The following is a 16,672-nucleotide window of genomic DNA, read 5'->3' on the forward strand; positions in this document are numbered from 1 at the left end:
TCTCACCCGCCCACAGCCCGTACGCCCGCCGTCACCGCGACGGCCACCGCCACAACGACCAGGAACGGAGCACGCAGCACCAGCGCCAGGCCGGCCGCGGCCACCCCCGCGGCCCGCGCGTCGAGCACCAGGGCGTGCCCGTCGGCGAAGGTCTGCTGGGCCGTGAGCGCGGCGAGCAGAGCCACCGGCAACAGCGCCGCCAGCCGCCTGACGAGCGGCCGCTCCAGAGCGCCCGCGGGCACGAGCAGCCCGGCCAGCTTGACGGCATAGCAGCCCAGTGCGGTCGCACCGATCGCGATCCAGGTGTTCAACGCTCTCCCCCTGACACGTCGTTCGCGTCTTCACCACGCACGCGACCACCGCGGCGCCGCTGCACAGACCCCTTCACAAAGAGGGCGACCGGCGCGGCGAGCGCGGCCACCAGGACGGGCACCCCGGCCGGCAGCACGGGCAGCAGCCCGAGCCCCAGCAACACGGCGAGCCCGGCCACGGCACGCTCCGTGGCAGAGGTAAGCATCGGCGCGAGAAGGGCCAGAAAGACAGCGGGCCCGGCAGCATCGAGCCCCCACGCATCGGTGTCCCCGATGGCCTCGGCCCCCAGCGCGCCCACCAGGGTGGTCAGGTTCCACAGCACATACAGGGTGAGCCCGGTGACGCCGAACCCGATCCGCACAGCACGCCGCGTGGGCTGCGCCAGCGCGACGGCGGTCGTCTCGTCGATGACCCACTGAGCGGCAAAGGGCCGCACCACACGCGGCAGAGCCAGCAACTGCGACAGCCGCAACCCGTAGAACGCGTTGCGCACCCCCAGGAAGAAGGCACCCGCGGCAGCCGTGAACGGATTCCCGCCGGCCGCGAGCGCCCCCACGAGCGCGAACTGCGACGCACCGGTGAAGACCAACAGGCTCAGCGCACAGCTCTGCAGCACGCTGAGCCCACTACCGGCCGAGGTCACCCCGAAGGCGAACCCGGAGAGCCCGACGGCGACGCCGACCCCGAGGGCGTCCCGAATGACGGCCGCATCCGGCTTCCCTCCCTCTTTCGAACGTATGTCTACGGAAGCTGTCTGTTCTGGCACGCCTATGACCGTAGGAGCAGCGGCCCGCCCGCGTCTTGTACGTTCTTGCGCTCCCGCTGATAGGCGCCGGGCGGCACCCCGACGATCCGCGCGAAATGCCGGTTCAGGTGCGGCTGATCCGTGAACCCCACGGCGACGGCCGCCTCCGAGGGCACCGTCCCCGCATCCAGCAGTCGCCGCGCCCGCCGCACCCGGGCATCCGTCAGCCAGGCATGCGGCGGCATCCCGTAGACATCCCGAAACGCCCGCAACAGGGAGAACGGCCCGACCCCCAACTCCCCCGCCAGCCCCTCCAATGTGGGCGGCTCCACCATCCGCTCCTCCAGAACGGCACGCGCGCGTACGGCGACCCGAGCCCCCGCCGACCGCACCTCCCGCTGCGGCAAGGCCCCGCCGTTCAACCGCAACAACCGGGTCACAGCGACCCGAAGAAGCGTGTCGGCGGCAAGCGCATTGCCCTCATCGGCGGCCCGCAGCACCTGATGCACCAGCCCCACGGCATACGGATCATCGAGCACAGGCCGAACGAAGCCAGGCGTACCCCGCAGCGAGGTCGTCTCGGCCGCGATCGCGCCCACCACCTCGGGCGACGGATAGACAGCCCCGTACCGCCACCCCTCGGGCACCCCCGCCCGCCCGGTGTGGGTCGTATCAGGATTGACCAACGCGAGCGCCCCGGCGCCCGCCGACACATCGCCCCCACCGTGATGGAAGACCTCCACCCCGTCCGCGATGGCAGCGATCACGAAGTGCTCATGCGTGTGCCGCACGAAGGTCTTGCGCACATACCGGGCCCGCAGCAGATCGACACCGGGCAACTCGCCGTACCGCCAGTGCCGCGCCACCTCACCCGATCCAGCCATGCCCCCATTCTCCGCCCACCGCCCGACCCCACCGTTCCCGGACGCGTTTCCCCTGTTCAGAGGCATTGTCAGTCCCTGGGTGCAGGATGGACGCATGGTCAGTTCCGCACACCGAGCCCTGGACGGCTTCTCCCCCGCGACCCGCGGCTGGTTCACGGGGGCCTTCGACGCGCCCACCGCGGCCCAGGTGGGCGCGTGGCAGGCCATCCAGGAAGGCTCGGACGTGCTGGTCGTGGCCCCCACCGGCTCCGGCAAGACCCTCGCCGCCTTCCTGGCCGCCCTGGACCAGCTGACCTCCACACCCCCGCCGGCCGACCCCAGGAAACGCTGCCGCGTCCTGTACGTCTCCCCCCTCAAGGCCCTCGCGGTGGACGTGGAGCGCAACCTCCGCAGCCCCTTGACCGGCATCCGCCAGGAATCCGTACGCCTGGGCCTGCCCGAGCCGGAGGTCAAGGTCGGCATCCGCTCCGGCGACACCCCGCCCGCCGAGCGCCGCTCCCTGGCCACCCGCCCCCCGGACATCCTGATCACCACCCCGGAATCCCTGTTCCTGATGCTGACGTCGGCCACCCGCGACGCGCTGACCGGCATCGAGACGGTGATCCTGGACGAGGTCCACGCGGTGGCCGGCACCAAGCGCGGCGCCCACCTGGCCCTCACCCTGGAGCGCCTGGACGAGATCCTCCCGAAGCCGGCCCGCCGCATCGGCCTGTCGGCGACGGTCCGCCCGGTGGACGAGGTCGCCCGCTATCTCTCCCCCCGCCGCAAGGTGGAGATCGTCCAGCCGAAGTCGGGCAAGGAGTTCGACCTCTCGGTGGTCGTCCCGGTCGAGGACCTGGGCGAACTGGGCGGCTCCCCGGTGGCCGACGCCTCCGACAATTCCGGGGCGGCGGAACGCCCCTCGATCTGGCCGCACGTCGAGGAGCGCATCACCGACCTGGTCCAGGCCCACCGCTCGACGATCGTCTTCGCGAACTCCCGCCGCCTGGCGGAACGCCTGTGCAACCGCCTCAACGAGATCGCGTACGAGCGAGCCACCGGCGAGCCCCTGGACGAGCACCACTCCCCCGCCGAGCTGATGGGCGGCTCGGGCGCGGCCCAGGGCGCCCCGCCCGTCATCGCGCGCGCCCACCACGGCTCGGTCTCCAAGGAGCAGCGTGCCCTGGTCGAGGAGGACCTCAAGGCGGGCCGTCTCCCGGCCGTGGTCGCCACCTCCAGCCTCGAACTGGGCATCGACATGGGCGCCGTGGATCTGGTGATCCAGGTCGAGTCGCCGCCCTCGGTCGCCTCCGGCCTCCAGCGCGTGGGGCGAGCGGGCCACCAGGTCGGCGCGGTCTCCACCGGCGTGGTCTTCCCGAAGTACCGCGGCGACCTCGTCCAGGCCGCCGTCGTCACCGAGCGCATGCGCACCGGCTCCATCGAGTCCCTGAGGGTCCCCGCCAACCCGCTGGACGTCCTGGCCCAGCAGCTCGTCGCGATGACCGCCCTGGACACCTGGCAGGTCGACGACCTGCTCGCCACGGTCCGCCGCGCCGCGCCCTTCGCCTCGCTCCCCGAGTCCGCCTTCACCGCCGTACTGGACATGCTCGCGGGCCGCTATCCGTCCGACGCGTTCGCAGAGCTGCGCCCGCGCGTGGTGTGGGACCGCGTCGCCGGCACGGTCACCGGCCGCCCCGGCGCCCAGCGGCTCGCGGTGACCTCCGGGGGCACGATCCCGGACCGCGGCCTGTTCGGCGTCTTCCTGGCCGGCTCGGACCCCAAGAAGGGCGGCGGCCGGGTCGGCGAGCTCGACGAGGAGATGGTCTACGAGTCGCGCGTGGGCGACGTCTTCACCCTCGGCACCAGCTCCTGGCGCATCGAGGACATCACCCGCGACCGCGTCCTGGTCTCCCCCGCACCCGGAGTACCGGGCCGGCTCCCCTTCTGGAAGGGCGACCAGCTCGGCCGCCCCCTCGAACTGGGCCGCGCGGTGGGCCAGTTCCTGCGCGAGGTCGGCTCCCTGCCCAAGGAGGACGCCCGCCTGCGCCTCCTCGCCGCGGGCCTGGACACCTGGGCGTCGGACAACGTCATCGCGTACCTCGACGAGCAGCGCGAGGCCTGCGGCCACATCCCGGACGACCGCACGATCGTCGTCGAGCGCTTCCGCGACGAGCTGGGCGACTGGCGCGTCGTCGTGCACTCCCCCTTCGGCGCCCAGGTCCACGCCCCCTGGGCCCTCGCCCTCGGCGCCAAGCTCTCCGAGCGCTACGGCATGGACGCCCAGGTCATGCACGCCGACGACGGCATCGTCCTGCGCCTGCCGGACGCCGACCTGATGAGCCTGGACCTCCTCGACCAGGAGCCCATGAAAGTCGGCACGGAGTACGACGCCGAACAGGCCCCCGTCGGCGCCGCGGACGTCGTCTTCGACAAGGGCGAGGTCGACCAGATCGTCACCGACCAGGTCGGCGGCTCGGCCCTGTTCGCGGCCCGCTTCCGCGAGTGCGCCGCGCGCGCGTTGCTGCTCCCGCGCCGCAGCCCCGGCAAGCGCACCCCACTGTGGCAGCAGCGCCAGCGCGCCTCCCAACTCCTCCAGGTGGCAAGCGAGTTCGGCTCGTTCCCGATCGTCCTGGAAGCGGTCCGCGAGTGCCTCCAGGACGTCTTCGACGTCCCCGGTCTCGTCGAGCTGATGGGTGACCTGGAGTCCCGCAAGGTACGCCTGGTCGAGGTCACCACCCCCGAACCGTCCCCCTTCGCCCGCTCCCTCCTCTTCGGATACGTCGCCCAGTTCCTGTACGAGGGCGACTCGCCGCTCGCCGAGCGCCGCGCCGCCGCCCTGTCGCTGGACTCCCGGCTGCTGGCCGAGCTGCTGGGCCAGGCGGAACTGCGCGAGCTGCTGGACGCCGAGGTGCTGACCGAGCTGGAGCGCGAGCTCCAGTGGCTCACCGAGGACCGGCGCATCAAGGACGCCGAGGGCGTCGCCGACCTGCTCCGGATGCTCGGCCCCCTGACGGACGCCGAGTTGGCCGAGCGGGGCGCCGAGCCGCAGTGGGCCCGGGAGTTGGCCGGCGCCCGCCGAGTGATCAAGGTCCGGATCGCCGGCACCGAACACTGGGCGGCGATCGAGGACGCGGGCCGCCTGCGCGACGCCCTCGGCACGGCGCTGCCGGTCGGCGTCCCGGAAGCCTTCATGGAACCGGTCAAGGACCCCCTCGGCGACCTCCTCGCCCGGCACGCGCGCACCCACGGCCCGTTCACGTCGGCCACCGCCGCGGCCCGCTTCGGACTGGGCGTGGCGGTCACCGACGGCGCCCTCCAGCGGCTGGCCGCGGCCGGCCGGGTCGTCCAGGGCGAGTTCCATCCGGCAGGCATCGGCCAGGAGTGGTGCGACGCCACCGTGCTGCGCCGCCTGCGCCGCCGCTCACTGGCCGCGCTGCGGCACGAGCTGGAGCCGGTGGCACCCGCCGCGCTCGCCCAGTTCCTCCCGCAGTGGCAGCACATCGGCAAGGGACACGGGCTGCGCGGCATCGACGGACTGGTGCGCGCGATCGAGCAGTTGCAGGGCGCCTCCGTGCCCGCCTCCGCCCTGGAGAAGCTGGTCCTCCCGTCCCGCGTCGGGAACTACACGCCCGCGATGCTGGACGAGCTGACCGCCGCGGGCGAGGTCGTCTGGGCCGGCGCCGGCGCCCTCCCCGGCAAGGACGGCTGGGTCTCCCTGTACGTGGCGGACGCGGCCCCGCTGCTCCTCCCGCCGCCCCACCCCCTGGAGCTGACGGCACTGCACCAGTCCGTCCTGGACATCCTCTCCGGCGGCTACGGCCTGTTCTTCCGCCAGATCGCCGACCAGGTCCGCGCGACGACCCACCCGGACGTCACCGATCCCCACCTCGCGGACGCCCTTTGGGACCTGGCCTGGTCCGGACGGCTCACGAACGACACGCTGGCGCCCATGCGCTCCCTGCTGGGCTCGGGCCGCACCGCCGGCTCCACGGCCCACCGCGCCAAGCGCACGGTCCCGCGCGGCCGGTACGGCTCGCTGACCGCCGCCGCCCGCCCCGCCTCCCGCAGCGGCCCGCCCACGGTGGCCGGCCGCTGGTCCCTGCTCCCCGCGCGCGACGCCGACCCGACGGTCCGCGCCCACGCCCTGGCCCGCACCCTCCTCGACCGGCACGGCGTGGTCACCCGGGGCGCCGTCGCCGCGGAGGGCGTCGAGGGCGGCTTCTCGGCGACGTACCGCATCCTGTCCGTCTTCGAGGAGAGCGGTCAGGCCCGGCGCGGCTACGTGGTGGAGGGGCTGGGCGCGGCCCAGTTCGCGATGGACGGCGCGGTGGACCGCCTCCGCGCGGTGTCGAACGCCCGCGACCGGGGCGAGCCCGTGCCACCCCGTCCCATCGCCGACGATTTCCCTTCCCCGGACTGGCCGCCGTCGCTGCCGTCACCACAGTCACCGCAGTCGGACGGCTTCGCCCTGCCCTTCGACGCGAAGGACGCCGCCTTCGACCTCTCCGACCTCGACGACGGCTTCAGCGACGGTTTCAGCGGCTCCAAGGACGGCCGCGGGGACGGCTTCGACGGCGACTTCACCTTCCCGCCCACGCCCACCGCCACCCCCAGGTCCCGCGACGAGTACGTCTCCCCCCGCGACCTGGCCTCCCCCGGCGCGGGCGGCCCACGAGGCGGTACCAGCTCTCCGTACGACTCCCACGGCTCCTACGGCCCAGGCGCCGGCGCATCCGCCTTCCCCGGCCACCGCTCCCGCCCGGCCCCCGACTCCCGGGCCGTCGTCCTGGCCGCCGCCGACCCGGCGAACGCGTACGGCGCGGCCCTCCCCTGGCCCGAGCCCCCGACCGGCGCGGGCCACAAGCCGGGCCGCAAGGCGGGTTCCCTGGTCGTCCTGGTCGACGGTGAGCTGACGCTCTACATGGAGCGCGGCGGCAAGACCCTGCTGGCCTGGCCCACCGAACCGGACGGCACGGCCACCGAGGACCCACGCCTGCAGCAGGCCGCGACAGCCCTGGCCGCGGCCGCCCGCGCGGGCTCCCTGGGCACCGTCACCGTGGAACGCGTCAACGGCGCCTCCGCCCTCACCTCCCCCATCGGCACCCTCCTGGAAGGAGCCGGCTTCATCGCCACCCCACGCGGCCTGCGCCTACGAGCGTGATCATCCTCGCGCCCGCGCCCGCGCCCGCGCGCGTGAGCGCCCCTGCGCCTCCGCGCATGAGCGCCCCTCCTCCCGTCACCGCGCTCCCGTGCCACCCTTGACCCATGCCCGAAGGAGACACGGTCTGGCAGACCGCGAGGCGGCTGCACAGCGCCCTCGCGGGCAAGGTGCTGACCCGTAGCGACCTCCGCGTCCCCAAGTACGCCACAGCCGATCTCACGGGCCGCACGGTCCTGGACGTCACCCCGCGCGGCAAACACCTCCTCACCCGCGTCGAAGGCGGCCTGACCCTCCACACGCACCTGCGGATGGACGGCTCCTGGAAGGTCTACGAGAACGGGCGGCGCTGGAGCGGCGGCCCCGCCCACCAGATCCGCGTGATCCTCGGCACCGCCGAGAACACCGCCGTCGGCTACCGCCTGCCCGTCCTGGAACTCCTGCGGACCGCCGACGAACAGCGCGCCGTCGGCCACCTGGGTCCCGACCTCCTCGGTCCCGGCTGGGACCCCGACCTGGCCCTCGCCAACCTCCTCGCGGACCCCGCCCGCCCCCTCGGCGAGGCCCTCCTCGACCAGCGCAACCTCGCCGGCATCGGCAACATCTACAAGAGCGAGCTCTGCTTCCTGCTCGGCGCCACCCCCTGGCTGCCCATCGGCGCGCTGCCCGCCGACCGCGCGGCGAAGCTCCCGGCGCTCGCCAAGAAACTGCTCGAGATCAACCGCGACCGCCCGGTCCGCAGCACGACGGGCCGCCGCGGCCAGGACCTGTTCGTGTACGGCCGCGCACCCCGCCCCTGTCTGCACTGCCGGACCTCGGTCCGCGTGGCCGACCAGGGCGACGGCTCCCGCGAACGCCCGACCTACTGGTGCCCCACGTGCCAGACCGGCCCGGCGCCGACCGCCACCGCGTCCCGCGGAACTCCACGCCGCACAGCCAATTGACGACCCGTCAGAAACCCTCGTACCGTCCCTTCATGCCCCTCACGGCGTACGACCTCACCGGACGCACCGCATTCGTCACCGGGGCCGCCGGCGGTATCGGCCGCGCCTCGGCCCTGCTGCTCGCCGAGGCGGGCGCCACCGTCCACTGCGCCGACCGCGACGAACACGGCCTGCACGAGACGGCGACCCTGATCAAGGACGCCGGCGGCAGCGCCCGCACCCACCACCTCGACGTCACCGACCGGGCACAGCTGCGGCAGGCCGTCGAGTCCTGCGAGCGGCTGGACGTGATGGCCGCGATCGCCGGGATCATGCACAGCAGCTCGGTCCTGGAGACCCTGGACGAGGACCTCGACCGCGTCCTCGCCGTCAATTTCAAGGGCGTGCTCCACGCCTGCCAGGAGGCGGCCCGCCGGATGCTCGACGGGAAGAACGGCGGCAGCATCGTCACCATGGCCTCGGGCGCCGTCGACACCGGCCGCCCCGGCCTGCTCTGCTACGGCGCGGCCAAGGCGGCCGTGGTCCAGCTGACGAAGACGCTCGCGAACGAGGTCGGCCGGCACGGCATCCGCGTCAACGCGGTCGCGCCGGGCTTCATCCGCACCCCGATGACCGCGCGCCACGAAGCCGAGGAACAGGCACAGACCGAGGCCGTGATGGCCCGGATGGCGCCGCTCGGCCGGGTCGGCGAGGCGGAGGACGTCGCGCACACGGTGCTCTACCTGGCCTGTGACGCGTCGGCCTTCACTACGGGCCAGATCTTGCGTCCGAACGGCGGAGTGGCGATGCCGTGGTGACCCGAGCACCCCGCCAGGCCGCCCGCCACCGGCCCGCCCCGAGCGCCCCCGCGGCCCGCGCCTTCGGCACACAGTGCACCGGCAGCAGACTCAGCCCCCACCCGCCGGCGGCGACCGCACCTTCCAGCACCCCGGCACCGGGCGCCAGCGCGAGCCGCAGCACGGCCCACCACCACAGCGCGCCGAGCCCGGCCATCGCCCCCCAGCGCACTATCGGCCGTGCCATGGACTCCACCACCTTCAGCCGGACACCCCGACGCCAGGGGCGCCTCACCCGCCACATGGAGGGCGCACCGGCGGCACACGGATGCACTCGGACCCGTACCCACGATGCACGAAAGCCCCGGTCGGCGCCTCTCCAGTCACCTGGCAGAGACCCCGACCCGGGGCTCGTACACATCTTCGACGCCGGTCAGCGCCTGATCAGCCGCACACCGGCGTGAGCGTCACGCGGCGACGACGTCGACCGCCTCGGCGGGCGCCTTGATGGTCACCCGCTCCGGTGGCACACCGGCCACCGATACGGAACCCAGCCTCGGGCGAACCGGCGTGGGTACGGGCTCGGGGGCCGCGGCGGACCGGGCCAGTTCGGCGAGAGCGAGCTCGTCGCTCACTTCCCGCATGAGTTCGGACATCCGTACGTCCAACGCGTCGCAGATGGCGGAGAGCAGCTCGGAAGATGCCTCCTTCTGCCCCCGCTCCACCTCGGAGAGATAGCCGAGTGAGACTCGGGCGGACGAGGAGACTTCGCGCAGAGTACGGCCCTGGCGCTGGCGCTGCCGACGCAGCACGTCACCCAGCAGGCGACGGAGCAGAATCATCGGTGGCTCCCTCCTCGGACCGCGTAGCCGCATCCTTCACGCCCCACCGTACCGCCTTGCGCCGCGGCCGTGCGGGGAGCGATGTCGTGTTCACTCAGGGCTGCAAACATCAAAACCCCCCGTTCTGTTCCGTATCCTGTGCCCGCTCATTCCCGGTGTGTTCGCTCACGAGCTCCGCCACAAGCAGTGCGAGTACGCTCCGTACACTCTCTCTACGAATTTCCTCACGGTCGCCGTTCAACCGCAGGGCCTCTACTTTTCCGCCACCGGCGGAACCGGAATCGACCGTGAAGGGGCCGTCCACGGCCACGAAAACCGTCCCGACGGGCTTGCCGTCCTGCGGCTGAGGCCCCGCGACGCCCGTGGTCGCGATACCCCAGTCCGCGCCGAGGGCCTTGCGCACGCCGGCCGCCATCTGGGCCGCGACCTGCGGATCCACCGCCCCCCGCTGTGCCAGCAGGGCGGCGTCGACACCCAGGAGCTCGTGCTTCAGCTCGGTGGCGTAGGCCGTCACCGAACCGCGGAAGGCCTTGGAGGCCCCGGGGACCGATGTGATGTCCGCCGCAACCAGCCCACCGGTCAGGGACTCGGCGACCGCGAGGGTCCAGCCCTTCACTGTCAGTAGTCGCACCACGTCGGCGGCTGGAGAACTCACGCTTCTGCCTCCTCCAACGCGGCCCTGCGCTCGGCGATTCCCTGCCGGCGCAGCACAATGGCCTGTCTCACATAGTCGAGCCCGGTCACCACGGTCAGGACGACGGCCGCGGCCATCACCCAGAACCGCAGGGTGGCCAGCCAGCCCGTCAGCGCGAGGACGTACATCCCGACGGCCACGCCCTGGGTGAGGGTCTTGAGCTTGCCGCCCCGGCTCGCGGGGATGACGCCGTAGCGGATGACCAGGAAACGCAGCAGGGTGATGCCGAGTTCCCGGCCGAGGATGACGATCGTCACCCACCAGGGCAGATCGCCCAGCGAGGACAGACAGATCAGCGCCGCCCCCATGATCGCCTTGTCGGCGATGGGGTCGGCGATCTTCCCGAAGTCGGTGACGAGGTCGTACGTCCGGGCGATGTGACCGTCGAACAGGTCGGTGATCATGGCGATGGCGAAGGCCGCCCAGGCGAACGCGCGCCAGGCCGGGTCGTACCCGCCGTCGGCCAGCATCAGGGCGACGAAGCCGGGGACGAGGACTAGCCGGAGCATGGTCAGCAGGTTGGCGATGTTCCAGACGCTGGCCTCGTTGACGGCCGCGGCGGCCAGCTTCCCGCCCCGCACCGGCTTCACGCCCGCTTCGGACGCGACACCTGACCCGGCGTCGGACGCGATCGCCGGTCCGCCTTCGGACACGGCGTACGCCACGGCCTCGGGCAGCGACTCGGGAACCGACGGGGAGACGGACTCGGACTCGGACACGGACGCGGATGCGGATGCGGACTCGGGATCGGAGAGGGCGCCGGGCGCCGCGCTCGCCGGCGCACCCTGCGCGCCGGATGAGCCGTTCGCCGCCGATGCCGGCACTCCGGTCATCTGCCCGCCTCCTCACTACAGTCGAGCGAGCCCGCGAGCGGCTCGGCCACCAGGTCGACACCTTCCGTACCGACCACCTTGGCCTCGACGATACGGCCGACACTCAGACCCGCGCCGCTCGTGAGCAGCACCTGGCCGTCCGTCTCGGGTGCCTGGTGCGTCCCGCGTCCGTACACGCCCTCGTCGTCCACGGACTCCACCAGCACGTGCACGGTCTCGCCCAGGCGCTCCTCGGCGCGCTGCGAGACCAGTTCCTCGGCGAGCCGCGAGACACGCGCCAGCCGCTCGGCGACGACGTCCTCGTGGAGCTTGTTCTCGTAGCCGGCGGCCTCCGTGCCGTCCTCGTCGGAGTAGCCGAAGACGCCGATGGCGTCCAGCCGCGCTCCGTTCAGGAACCGCTCCAGCTCGGCCAGGTCGGCCTCGGTCTCGCCGGGGAAGCCCACGATGAAGTTGGAGCGCACACCGGCCTGCGGGGCCTTGGAACGGATCGTGCCGAGCAGCTCCAGGAAGCGGTCGGTGTCGCCGAAGCGGCGCATGGCGCGCAGCACTGCGGGGGCGGAGTGCTGGAAGGAGAGGTCGAAGTACGGGGCGACCTTGGGGGTCGAGGTCAGTACGTCGATGAGTCCTGGCCGCATCTCGGCCGGCTGGAGGTAGCTGACGCGCACGCGCTCGATGCCGTCGACGTCGGCGAGTTCGGGCAGGAGGGACTCCAGCAGGCGGATGTCGCCCAGGTCCTTGCCGTAGGACGTGTTGTTCTCGGAGACCAGCATGACCTCCTTGACGCCCTGCTCGGCCAGCCAGCGCGTCTCGTTGAGCACGTCGCTGGGGCGGCGGGAGATGAAGGAGCCGCGGAAGGACGGGATGGCGCAGAAGGAGCAGCGCCGGTCGCAGCCGGAGGCGAGCTTCACCGAGGCGACCGGGGAGCCGTCCAGGCGGCGGCGCAGGGGCGCGCGCGGGCCGGACGCCGGGGCGAGGCCCTCCGGAAGGTCGGCGGGAGTCACCGGCGCGGCCGGGCCGTGTCCGGGCAGCGCGACGTCGGCGGCCGATTCCTGACGCTGCGCCGGGCTGATCGGGAGCAGCTTGCGGCGGTCTCGCGGGGTGTGGGAGGCGTGGATGCCGCCGTTCAGGATGGTCTGCAGGCGGTCGGAGATGTCCGCGTAGTCGTCGAAGCCGAGCACGCCGTCGGCCTCGGGGAGGGCCTCGGCGAGGTCCTTGCCGTACCGCTCGGCCATGCAGCCCACCGCCACCACGGCCTGGGTTCTGCCGTGCCCCTTGAGGTCGTTGGCCTCCAGGAGGGCGTCGACGGAGTCCTTCTTGGCGGCGTCGACGAAGCCGCACGTGTTGACGACGGCCACGTCCGCGTCCGCGGCGTCCTCCACGAGGTCCCAGCCGTCCGCCTCCAAGCGGCCTGCGAGCTCCTCCGAGTCCACCTCGTTACGGGCGCAGCCAAGGGTGACGAGTGCGACGGTACGGCGTTCAGGCATGGGCTCAAGACTACTTCGTCCCACTGACACCCCACGTCGACGGGGCTGGCGATCATCGCCAGCCCCGCGGGAACACGCATCAGGTCACGCTCGACGGCAGGACCGCCGCTCTAGCCGACCTGCGGATCGCCCTTCGTATACGTCAGGCGCTCCACCGCGCCCGGCTGGAAGTCGTCCTCGATCTTCTTGCCGTTGACGAACAACTGGATCGCGCCCGCGTCACCGAGGACGAGGTTGATCTTGTCGCTGTCCTGGAAGGTCTTGGAGTCGCCCTGCTCCAGCAGGCCGTCGAAGAGCAGCCGGCCGTTGTGGTCCTTGGCGGAGATCCAGCTGCGTCCGTCGGCGGCGCTGACCTGGACGGTCACCTTGTCCTGGGGCGCGGCCGCGATGGCACTGTCGGAGGGGTCGCTCTTGGGATTCTCGGAGGGGGTCTTCTTGGGTGTGGGCGAGGCCGACTTGCTGACCGTGGGCGTGGCGCCCTCGGCCACCTGGTTCTTGGCACCGTCGTCACCACCCTTGAAGGCGGTGAAGCCGACGAAGCCGATCACGGCGACGATCGCGGCGACCATCGCCGCGGTCCAGTTGGGCCCGCGCCGCTCGGGGCGGATGCGCTCCGCCTCGAAGAGCGGTGCCGCCGGCGTCGGGGCCGGACGGCCGCCGCCGTGCGTCTCGCTGAACTGCTCGAGCAGCGGTGCGGGATCGAGGTGGACGGCCTTGGCCAGGGTCCGGATGTGCCCGCGCGCGTAGACGTCTCCGCCACAGGGAGCGAAGTCGTCCGCCTCGATGGCGTGCACGATGGCGATGCGGACTCGGGTGGCGTTGCTGACATCGTCGACGGTGAGCCCGGCCGCGATGCGCGCCTGCTGAAGGGCGCGGCCGATGGAGGGGCGGGCTTCCTCGCGATCGTCTTCGAACGGACGCTCGTCTTCAGGAGAGTTGCCGATGGACACGGGGGCGCCTTTCGAGCGTTAAGCCACCTGTGCTGGAGATTCAGTCTAGGGGGGGTACCAAAGGGCGGGGCAACCGGGCGGTGGGACTTTGTAGCCCATCGGTATGGCCGGACACGCCGATGGTGGGGGTACTGCCTGTCGCTTCCCTCAACTTGACGTACGCCGAAGGGAAACGGTTGCTCAATGATCCCTTACGGGTGGATCACGATCGAACATCGGTGACCGCACCCGGCCCGGATCCCGTACCGGACTCCCCTTACGCCTCCCCGCGGATCACCGCGAGCACACCATCCAGTTCGTCACCCTTCACAAGAACGTCACGCGCCTTGGAGCCCTCGCTCGGTCCGACGATCCCCCGGGACTCCATCAGGTCCATGAGCCGCCCCGCCTTGGCGAAGCCGACGCGCAACTTGCGCTGGAGCATGGACGTCGACCCGAACTGGGTGGAGACCACCAGCTCGGCCGCCTGGCACAGCAGGTCGAGGTCGTCGCCGATCTCCTCGTCGATCTCCTTCTTCTGCTTGGTGCCCACGGTGACGTCGTCCCGGAAGACGGGCGCCATCTGGTCCTTGCAGTGCTGGACGACGACGGCGACCTCCTCCTCGGTCACGAAGGCGCCCTGCATACGCGTGGGCTTGTTCTGACCCATCGGCAGATACAGCCCGTCACCCTTGCCGATGAGCTTCTCGGCGCCGGGCTGGTCCAGGATGACGCGGCTGTCGGCGAGCGAGGAGGTGGCGAAGGCGAGCCGCGAGGGCACGTTCGCCTTGATCAGTCCGGTGACGACGTCGACGGAAGGCCGCTGCGTGGCGAGCACCAGGTGGATGCCGGCCGCGCGCGCGAGCTGCGTGATGCGCACGATCGAGTCCTCGACGTCACGCGGGGCGACCATCATCAGGTCGGCCAGCTCGTCGACGATCACCAGCAGGTACGGATAGGTCTTGAGTTCCCGCTCGCTGCCCTCGGGCGTCTTGAGCTTGCCGTCGCGGATGGCCTGGTTGAAGTCGTCGATGTGCCGGTAGCCGAACGCCGCGAGGTCGTCGTAGCGCAGGTCCATCTCGCGTACGACCCACTGGAGCGCCTCGGCGGCCCGCTTCGGGTTGGTGATGATCGGCGTGATCAGGTGCGGAATGCCCTCGTACGCGGTCAGCTCGACCCGCTTGGGGTCGACGAGGACCATCCGCACGTCCTCGGGAGTCGCGCGGACCATGATCGACGTGATCAGGCAGTTGATGCAGGACGACTTACCGGAACCGGTGGCTCCGGCGACCAGCACGTGCGGCATCTTCGCCAGGTTGGCCATCACATAGCCGCCCTCGACGTCCTTGCCGAGTGCTACGAGCATGGGGTGGTCGTCCTCGGCGGCGGCCGCCAACCGGAGCACGTCACCGAGGTTGACCATCTCGCGGTCGGTGTTCGGGATCTCGATGCCGACCGCGGACTTGCCGGGAATCGGCGAGATGATCCGGACGTCGGGGCTGGCGACGGCGTACGCGATGTTCTTGGTCAGCGCGGTGATCCGCTCGACCTTCACGGCGGGGCCGAGCTCCACCTCGTAGCGCGTGACCGTCGGCCCGCGCGTGAAGCCGGTGACGGCCGCGTCGACCTTGAACTCGGCGAAGACATTGGTGAGCGAGGCGACGACCGCGTCGTTGGCGGCGGAGCGCGCCTTGCCGGGGCCACCGCGGGTGAGGAGGTCGAGGGAGGGCAGGGAGTACGTGATGTCGCCGGAGAGCTGCAGCTGCTCGGCGCGTGGCGGCAGGTCGCCCGGGGCCTCGGGCGCGGGCTTGGTGAGGTCGGCGACCTCGACCTTCAACTTCTCCTGCTTGGGCCGCGCGGCCGGCACCGGCGTCGGCGTCGGCGTCGGCGTCGTCTCCTCGCGGTCGCCCACGCGCACGCCCTGAGTGAGGTCGGCGACGATCGGCGAGGGCGGCATCCCGTGCATCACCGCCCCGTCGAGCGCGGCGGCGGCGGCCGCGGCGACGTCCACGGCGTCCATGGGCCGGTTCATGTCGGGCTGCTGCACGGCGGAGCGCCTGGGGCGGCCACGGCGCTTGGTGAGGGCCTCCTGCTCCGCGCTGTCGGGGTCGTACGCCTCCGGGCTCGAACCGCGCTTGCGCGCGCGTGCCGGCAGCGCCTCGCGCCACTGCTCGTCGTAGCGCTGCTCGTCGTCCTCGGCGAACTCGTCCTCTTCGAGCTCCTGCGCGTGCACGACACCGAGCTTCACACCGAGCAGCCGCAGCCGCTGCGGGATGGCGTTGACCGGGGTGGCCGTCACCACGAGCAGCCCGAAGACCGTCAGCAGCACGAGCAGCGGTACGGCCAGCACCTCGCCCATGGTGTACGTCAGCGGGGTCGCCGCGCCCCAGCCGATGAGACCGCCGGCGTCCCTTATGGCCTGCATGCCGTCGCTGCGGGCGGGCGCGCCGCACGCGATGTGGACCTGGCCCAGCACGCCGATGACGAGCGCGGACAGACCGATCACGATGCGGCCGTTGGCCTCGGGCTTCTCGGGGTGCCGGATGAACCGCACGGCGATGACCGCGAGCAGTATCGGCACCAGCAAGTCGAGACGCCCGAAGGCGCCGGTCACCAGGATCTCGACGAGGTCGCCGACCGGTCCGCGCAGATCCGCCCAGGTGCCCGCGGCGACGATCAGCGCGATGCCGAGCAGCAGCAGCGCGACCCCGTCCTTGCGGTGCGCCGGGTCGAGGTTCTTCGCGCCGTTCCCTATGCCGCGGAACACCGCGCCCACGGAGTGCGCCAGGCCCAGCCAGACGGCGCGTACGAGCCTGTAGATGCCTCCGGTCGGGCTCGGCGCGGGCCTCGGGGGCGCGGCTTTCTTGGCCGCCGCCTTCCGGGCGGGCGCCTTCTTCGCCGGGGGCTTCTTCGCAGCGGCCTTCTTCGCCGGAGCCGCCGCCTTCTTCGCGGGCTGCTTCTTGGCAGCGGAGGGACGTGAGGCCATAGGTGTGAGGTTACCGGTGGAGACGACAAGGGACACGTGTGCCCACTGCTTCACCCGTTCGTGTCGCCCTTGGGGATACGCGGAACTGACGCGTCCTCATCGGCAA

General features: G+C 72.0%; 13 protein-coding genes. 3 read left to right on the plus strand and 10 right to left on the minus strand.

All coding sequences use genetic code 11. From position 1 onward, the window contains the following. Positions 1 to 2 precede the first annotated feature (2 nt). The 3 genes from ACIQI8_RS44785 to ACIQI8_RS44795 are packed head-to-tail and all read right to left on the minus strand — an operon-like array spanning position 3 to position 1,941. A complete protein-coding gene (locus tag ACIQI8_RS44785; RefSeq protein WP_402364963.1) occupies positions 3 to 311 on the minus strand; it encodes an AzlD domain-containing protein in 309 nt (102 codons plus the stop codon). Beyond that, complete coding sequence (locus ACIQI8_RS44790; RefSeq protein ID WP_402364966.1) at positions 308 to 1,078, minus strand: AzlC family ABC transporter permease; 771 nt, start codon at positions 1,076 to 1,078, stop codon at positions 308 to 310. The genes ACIQI8_RS44785 and ACIQI8_RS44790 overlap by 4 nt, the downstream gene beginning before the upstream one ends. Before the next feature lie 2 nt (positions 1,079 to 1,080). Continuing rightward, the gene (locus tag ACIQI8_RS44795; RefSeq protein WP_402364969.1) at positions 1,081 to 1,941 is read right to left on the minus strand and encodes an AraC family transcriptional regulator; all 861 of its coding nucleotides are present in this window, start codon (positions 1,939 to 1,941) and stop codon (positions 1,081 to 1,083) included. Between the two features lie 94 nt (positions 1,942 to 2,035). Between ACIQI8_RS44795 and ACIQI8_RS44800 the strand changes: the two genes are divergently transcribed. The 3 genes from ACIQI8_RS44800 to ACIQI8_RS44810 all read left to right on the plus strand — a co-directional run bounded on the left by ACIQI8_RS44800 (position 2,036) and on the right by ACIQI8_RS44810 (position 8,819). After that, complete coding sequence (locus ACIQI8_RS44800) at positions 2,036 to 7,081, plus strand: ATP-dependent helicase (protein WP_402364972.1); 5,046 nt, start codon at positions 2,036 to 2,038, stop codon at positions 7,079 to 7,081. Positions 7,082 to 7,185: 104 nt separating this feature from the next. Continuing rightward, a complete protein-coding gene (locus ACIQI8_RS44805) occupies positions 7,186 to 8,022 on the plus strand; it encodes an Fpg/Nei family DNA glycosylase (RefSeq protein ID WP_402364975.1) in 837 nt (278 codons plus the stop codon). A 32-nt stretch (positions 8,023 to 8,054) separates the two neighbouring features. Then, a complete protein-coding gene (locus tag ACIQI8_RS44810) occupies positions 8,055 to 8,819 on the plus strand; it encodes an SDR family NAD(P)-dependent oxidoreductase (protein ID WP_402364978.1) in 765 nt (254 codons plus the stop codon). On the opposite strand, the gene ACIQI8_RS44815 is transcribed toward ACIQI8_RS44810, so the two are convergent. The 7 genes from ACIQI8_RS44815 to ACIQI8_RS44845 all read right to left on the minus strand — a co-directional run bounded on the left by ACIQI8_RS44815 (position 8,770) and on the right by ACIQI8_RS44845 (position 16,566). Next, positions 8,770 to 9,045 carry a hypothetical protein gene (locus ACIQI8_RS44815; protein ID WP_402364981.1) on the minus strand — a complete coding sequence of 92 codons (276 nt, stop codon included), beginning with the start codon at positions 9,043 to 9,045 and terminating at the stop codon, positions 8,770 to 8,772. The two genes, ACIQI8_RS44810 and ACIQI8_RS44815, sit on opposite strands and share 50 nt — an antisense overlap. Positions 9,046 to 9,265: 220 nt before the next feature. Next, complete coding sequence (locus ACIQI8_RS44820) at positions 9,266 to 9,640, minus strand: helix-turn-helix transcriptional regulator (RefSeq protein WP_123997328.1); 375 nt, start codon at positions 9,638 to 9,640, stop codon at positions 9,266 to 9,268. Between the two features lie 109 nt (positions 9,641 to 9,749). After that, positions 9,750 to 10,295 (minus strand): CinA family protein, encoded by a 546-nt coding sequence (locus ACIQI8_RS44825; RefSeq protein WP_402364985.1) that lies wholly within the window; start codon positions 10,293 to 10,295, stop codon positions 9,750 to 9,752. Continuing rightward, the gene (pgsA, locus tag ACIQI8_RS44830) at positions 10,292 to 11,167 is read right to left on the minus strand and encodes a CDP-diacylglycerol--glycerol-3-phosphate 3-phosphatidyltransferase (RefSeq protein ID WP_402364988.1); all 876 of its coding nucleotides are present in this window, start codon (positions 11,165 to 11,167) and stop codon (positions 10,292 to 10,294) included. The genes ACIQI8_RS44825 and pgsA overlap by 4 nt, the downstream gene beginning before the upstream one ends. Then, on the minus strand, positions 11,164 to 12,651 hold the full coding sequence (rimO, locus tag ACIQI8_RS44835) for a 30S ribosomal protein S12 methylthiotransferase RimO (RefSeq protein WP_402364991.1): 1,488 nt from the start codon (positions 12,649 to 12,651) through the stop codon (positions 11,164 to 11,166). The genes pgsA and rimO overlap by 4 nt, the downstream gene beginning before the upstream one ends. Before the next feature lie 110 nt (positions 12,652 to 12,761). Then, positions 12,762 to 13,601 carry a helix-turn-helix domain-containing protein gene (locus ACIQI8_RS44840; protein ID WP_402364994.1) on the minus strand — a complete coding sequence of 280 codons (840 nt, stop codon included), beginning with the start codon at positions 13,599 to 13,601 and terminating at the stop codon, positions 12,762 to 12,764. 256 nt (positions 13,602 to 13,857) lie between these two features. Next, positions 13,858 to 16,566 (minus strand): DNA translocase FtsK, encoded by a 2,709-nt coding sequence (locus tag ACIQI8_RS44845; RefSeq protein ID WP_402364997.1) that lies wholly within the window; start codon positions 16,564 to 16,566, stop codon positions 13,858 to 13,860. Positions 16,567 to 16,672: the final 106 nt, after the last annotated feature.

The sequence above is a fragment of the Streptomyces sp. NPDC092369 genome, assembly GCF_044755245.1.
In the GTDB taxonomy this organism is placed as follows: domain Bacteria; phylum Actinomycetota; class Actinomycetes; order Streptomycetales; family Streptomycetaceae; genus Streptomyces.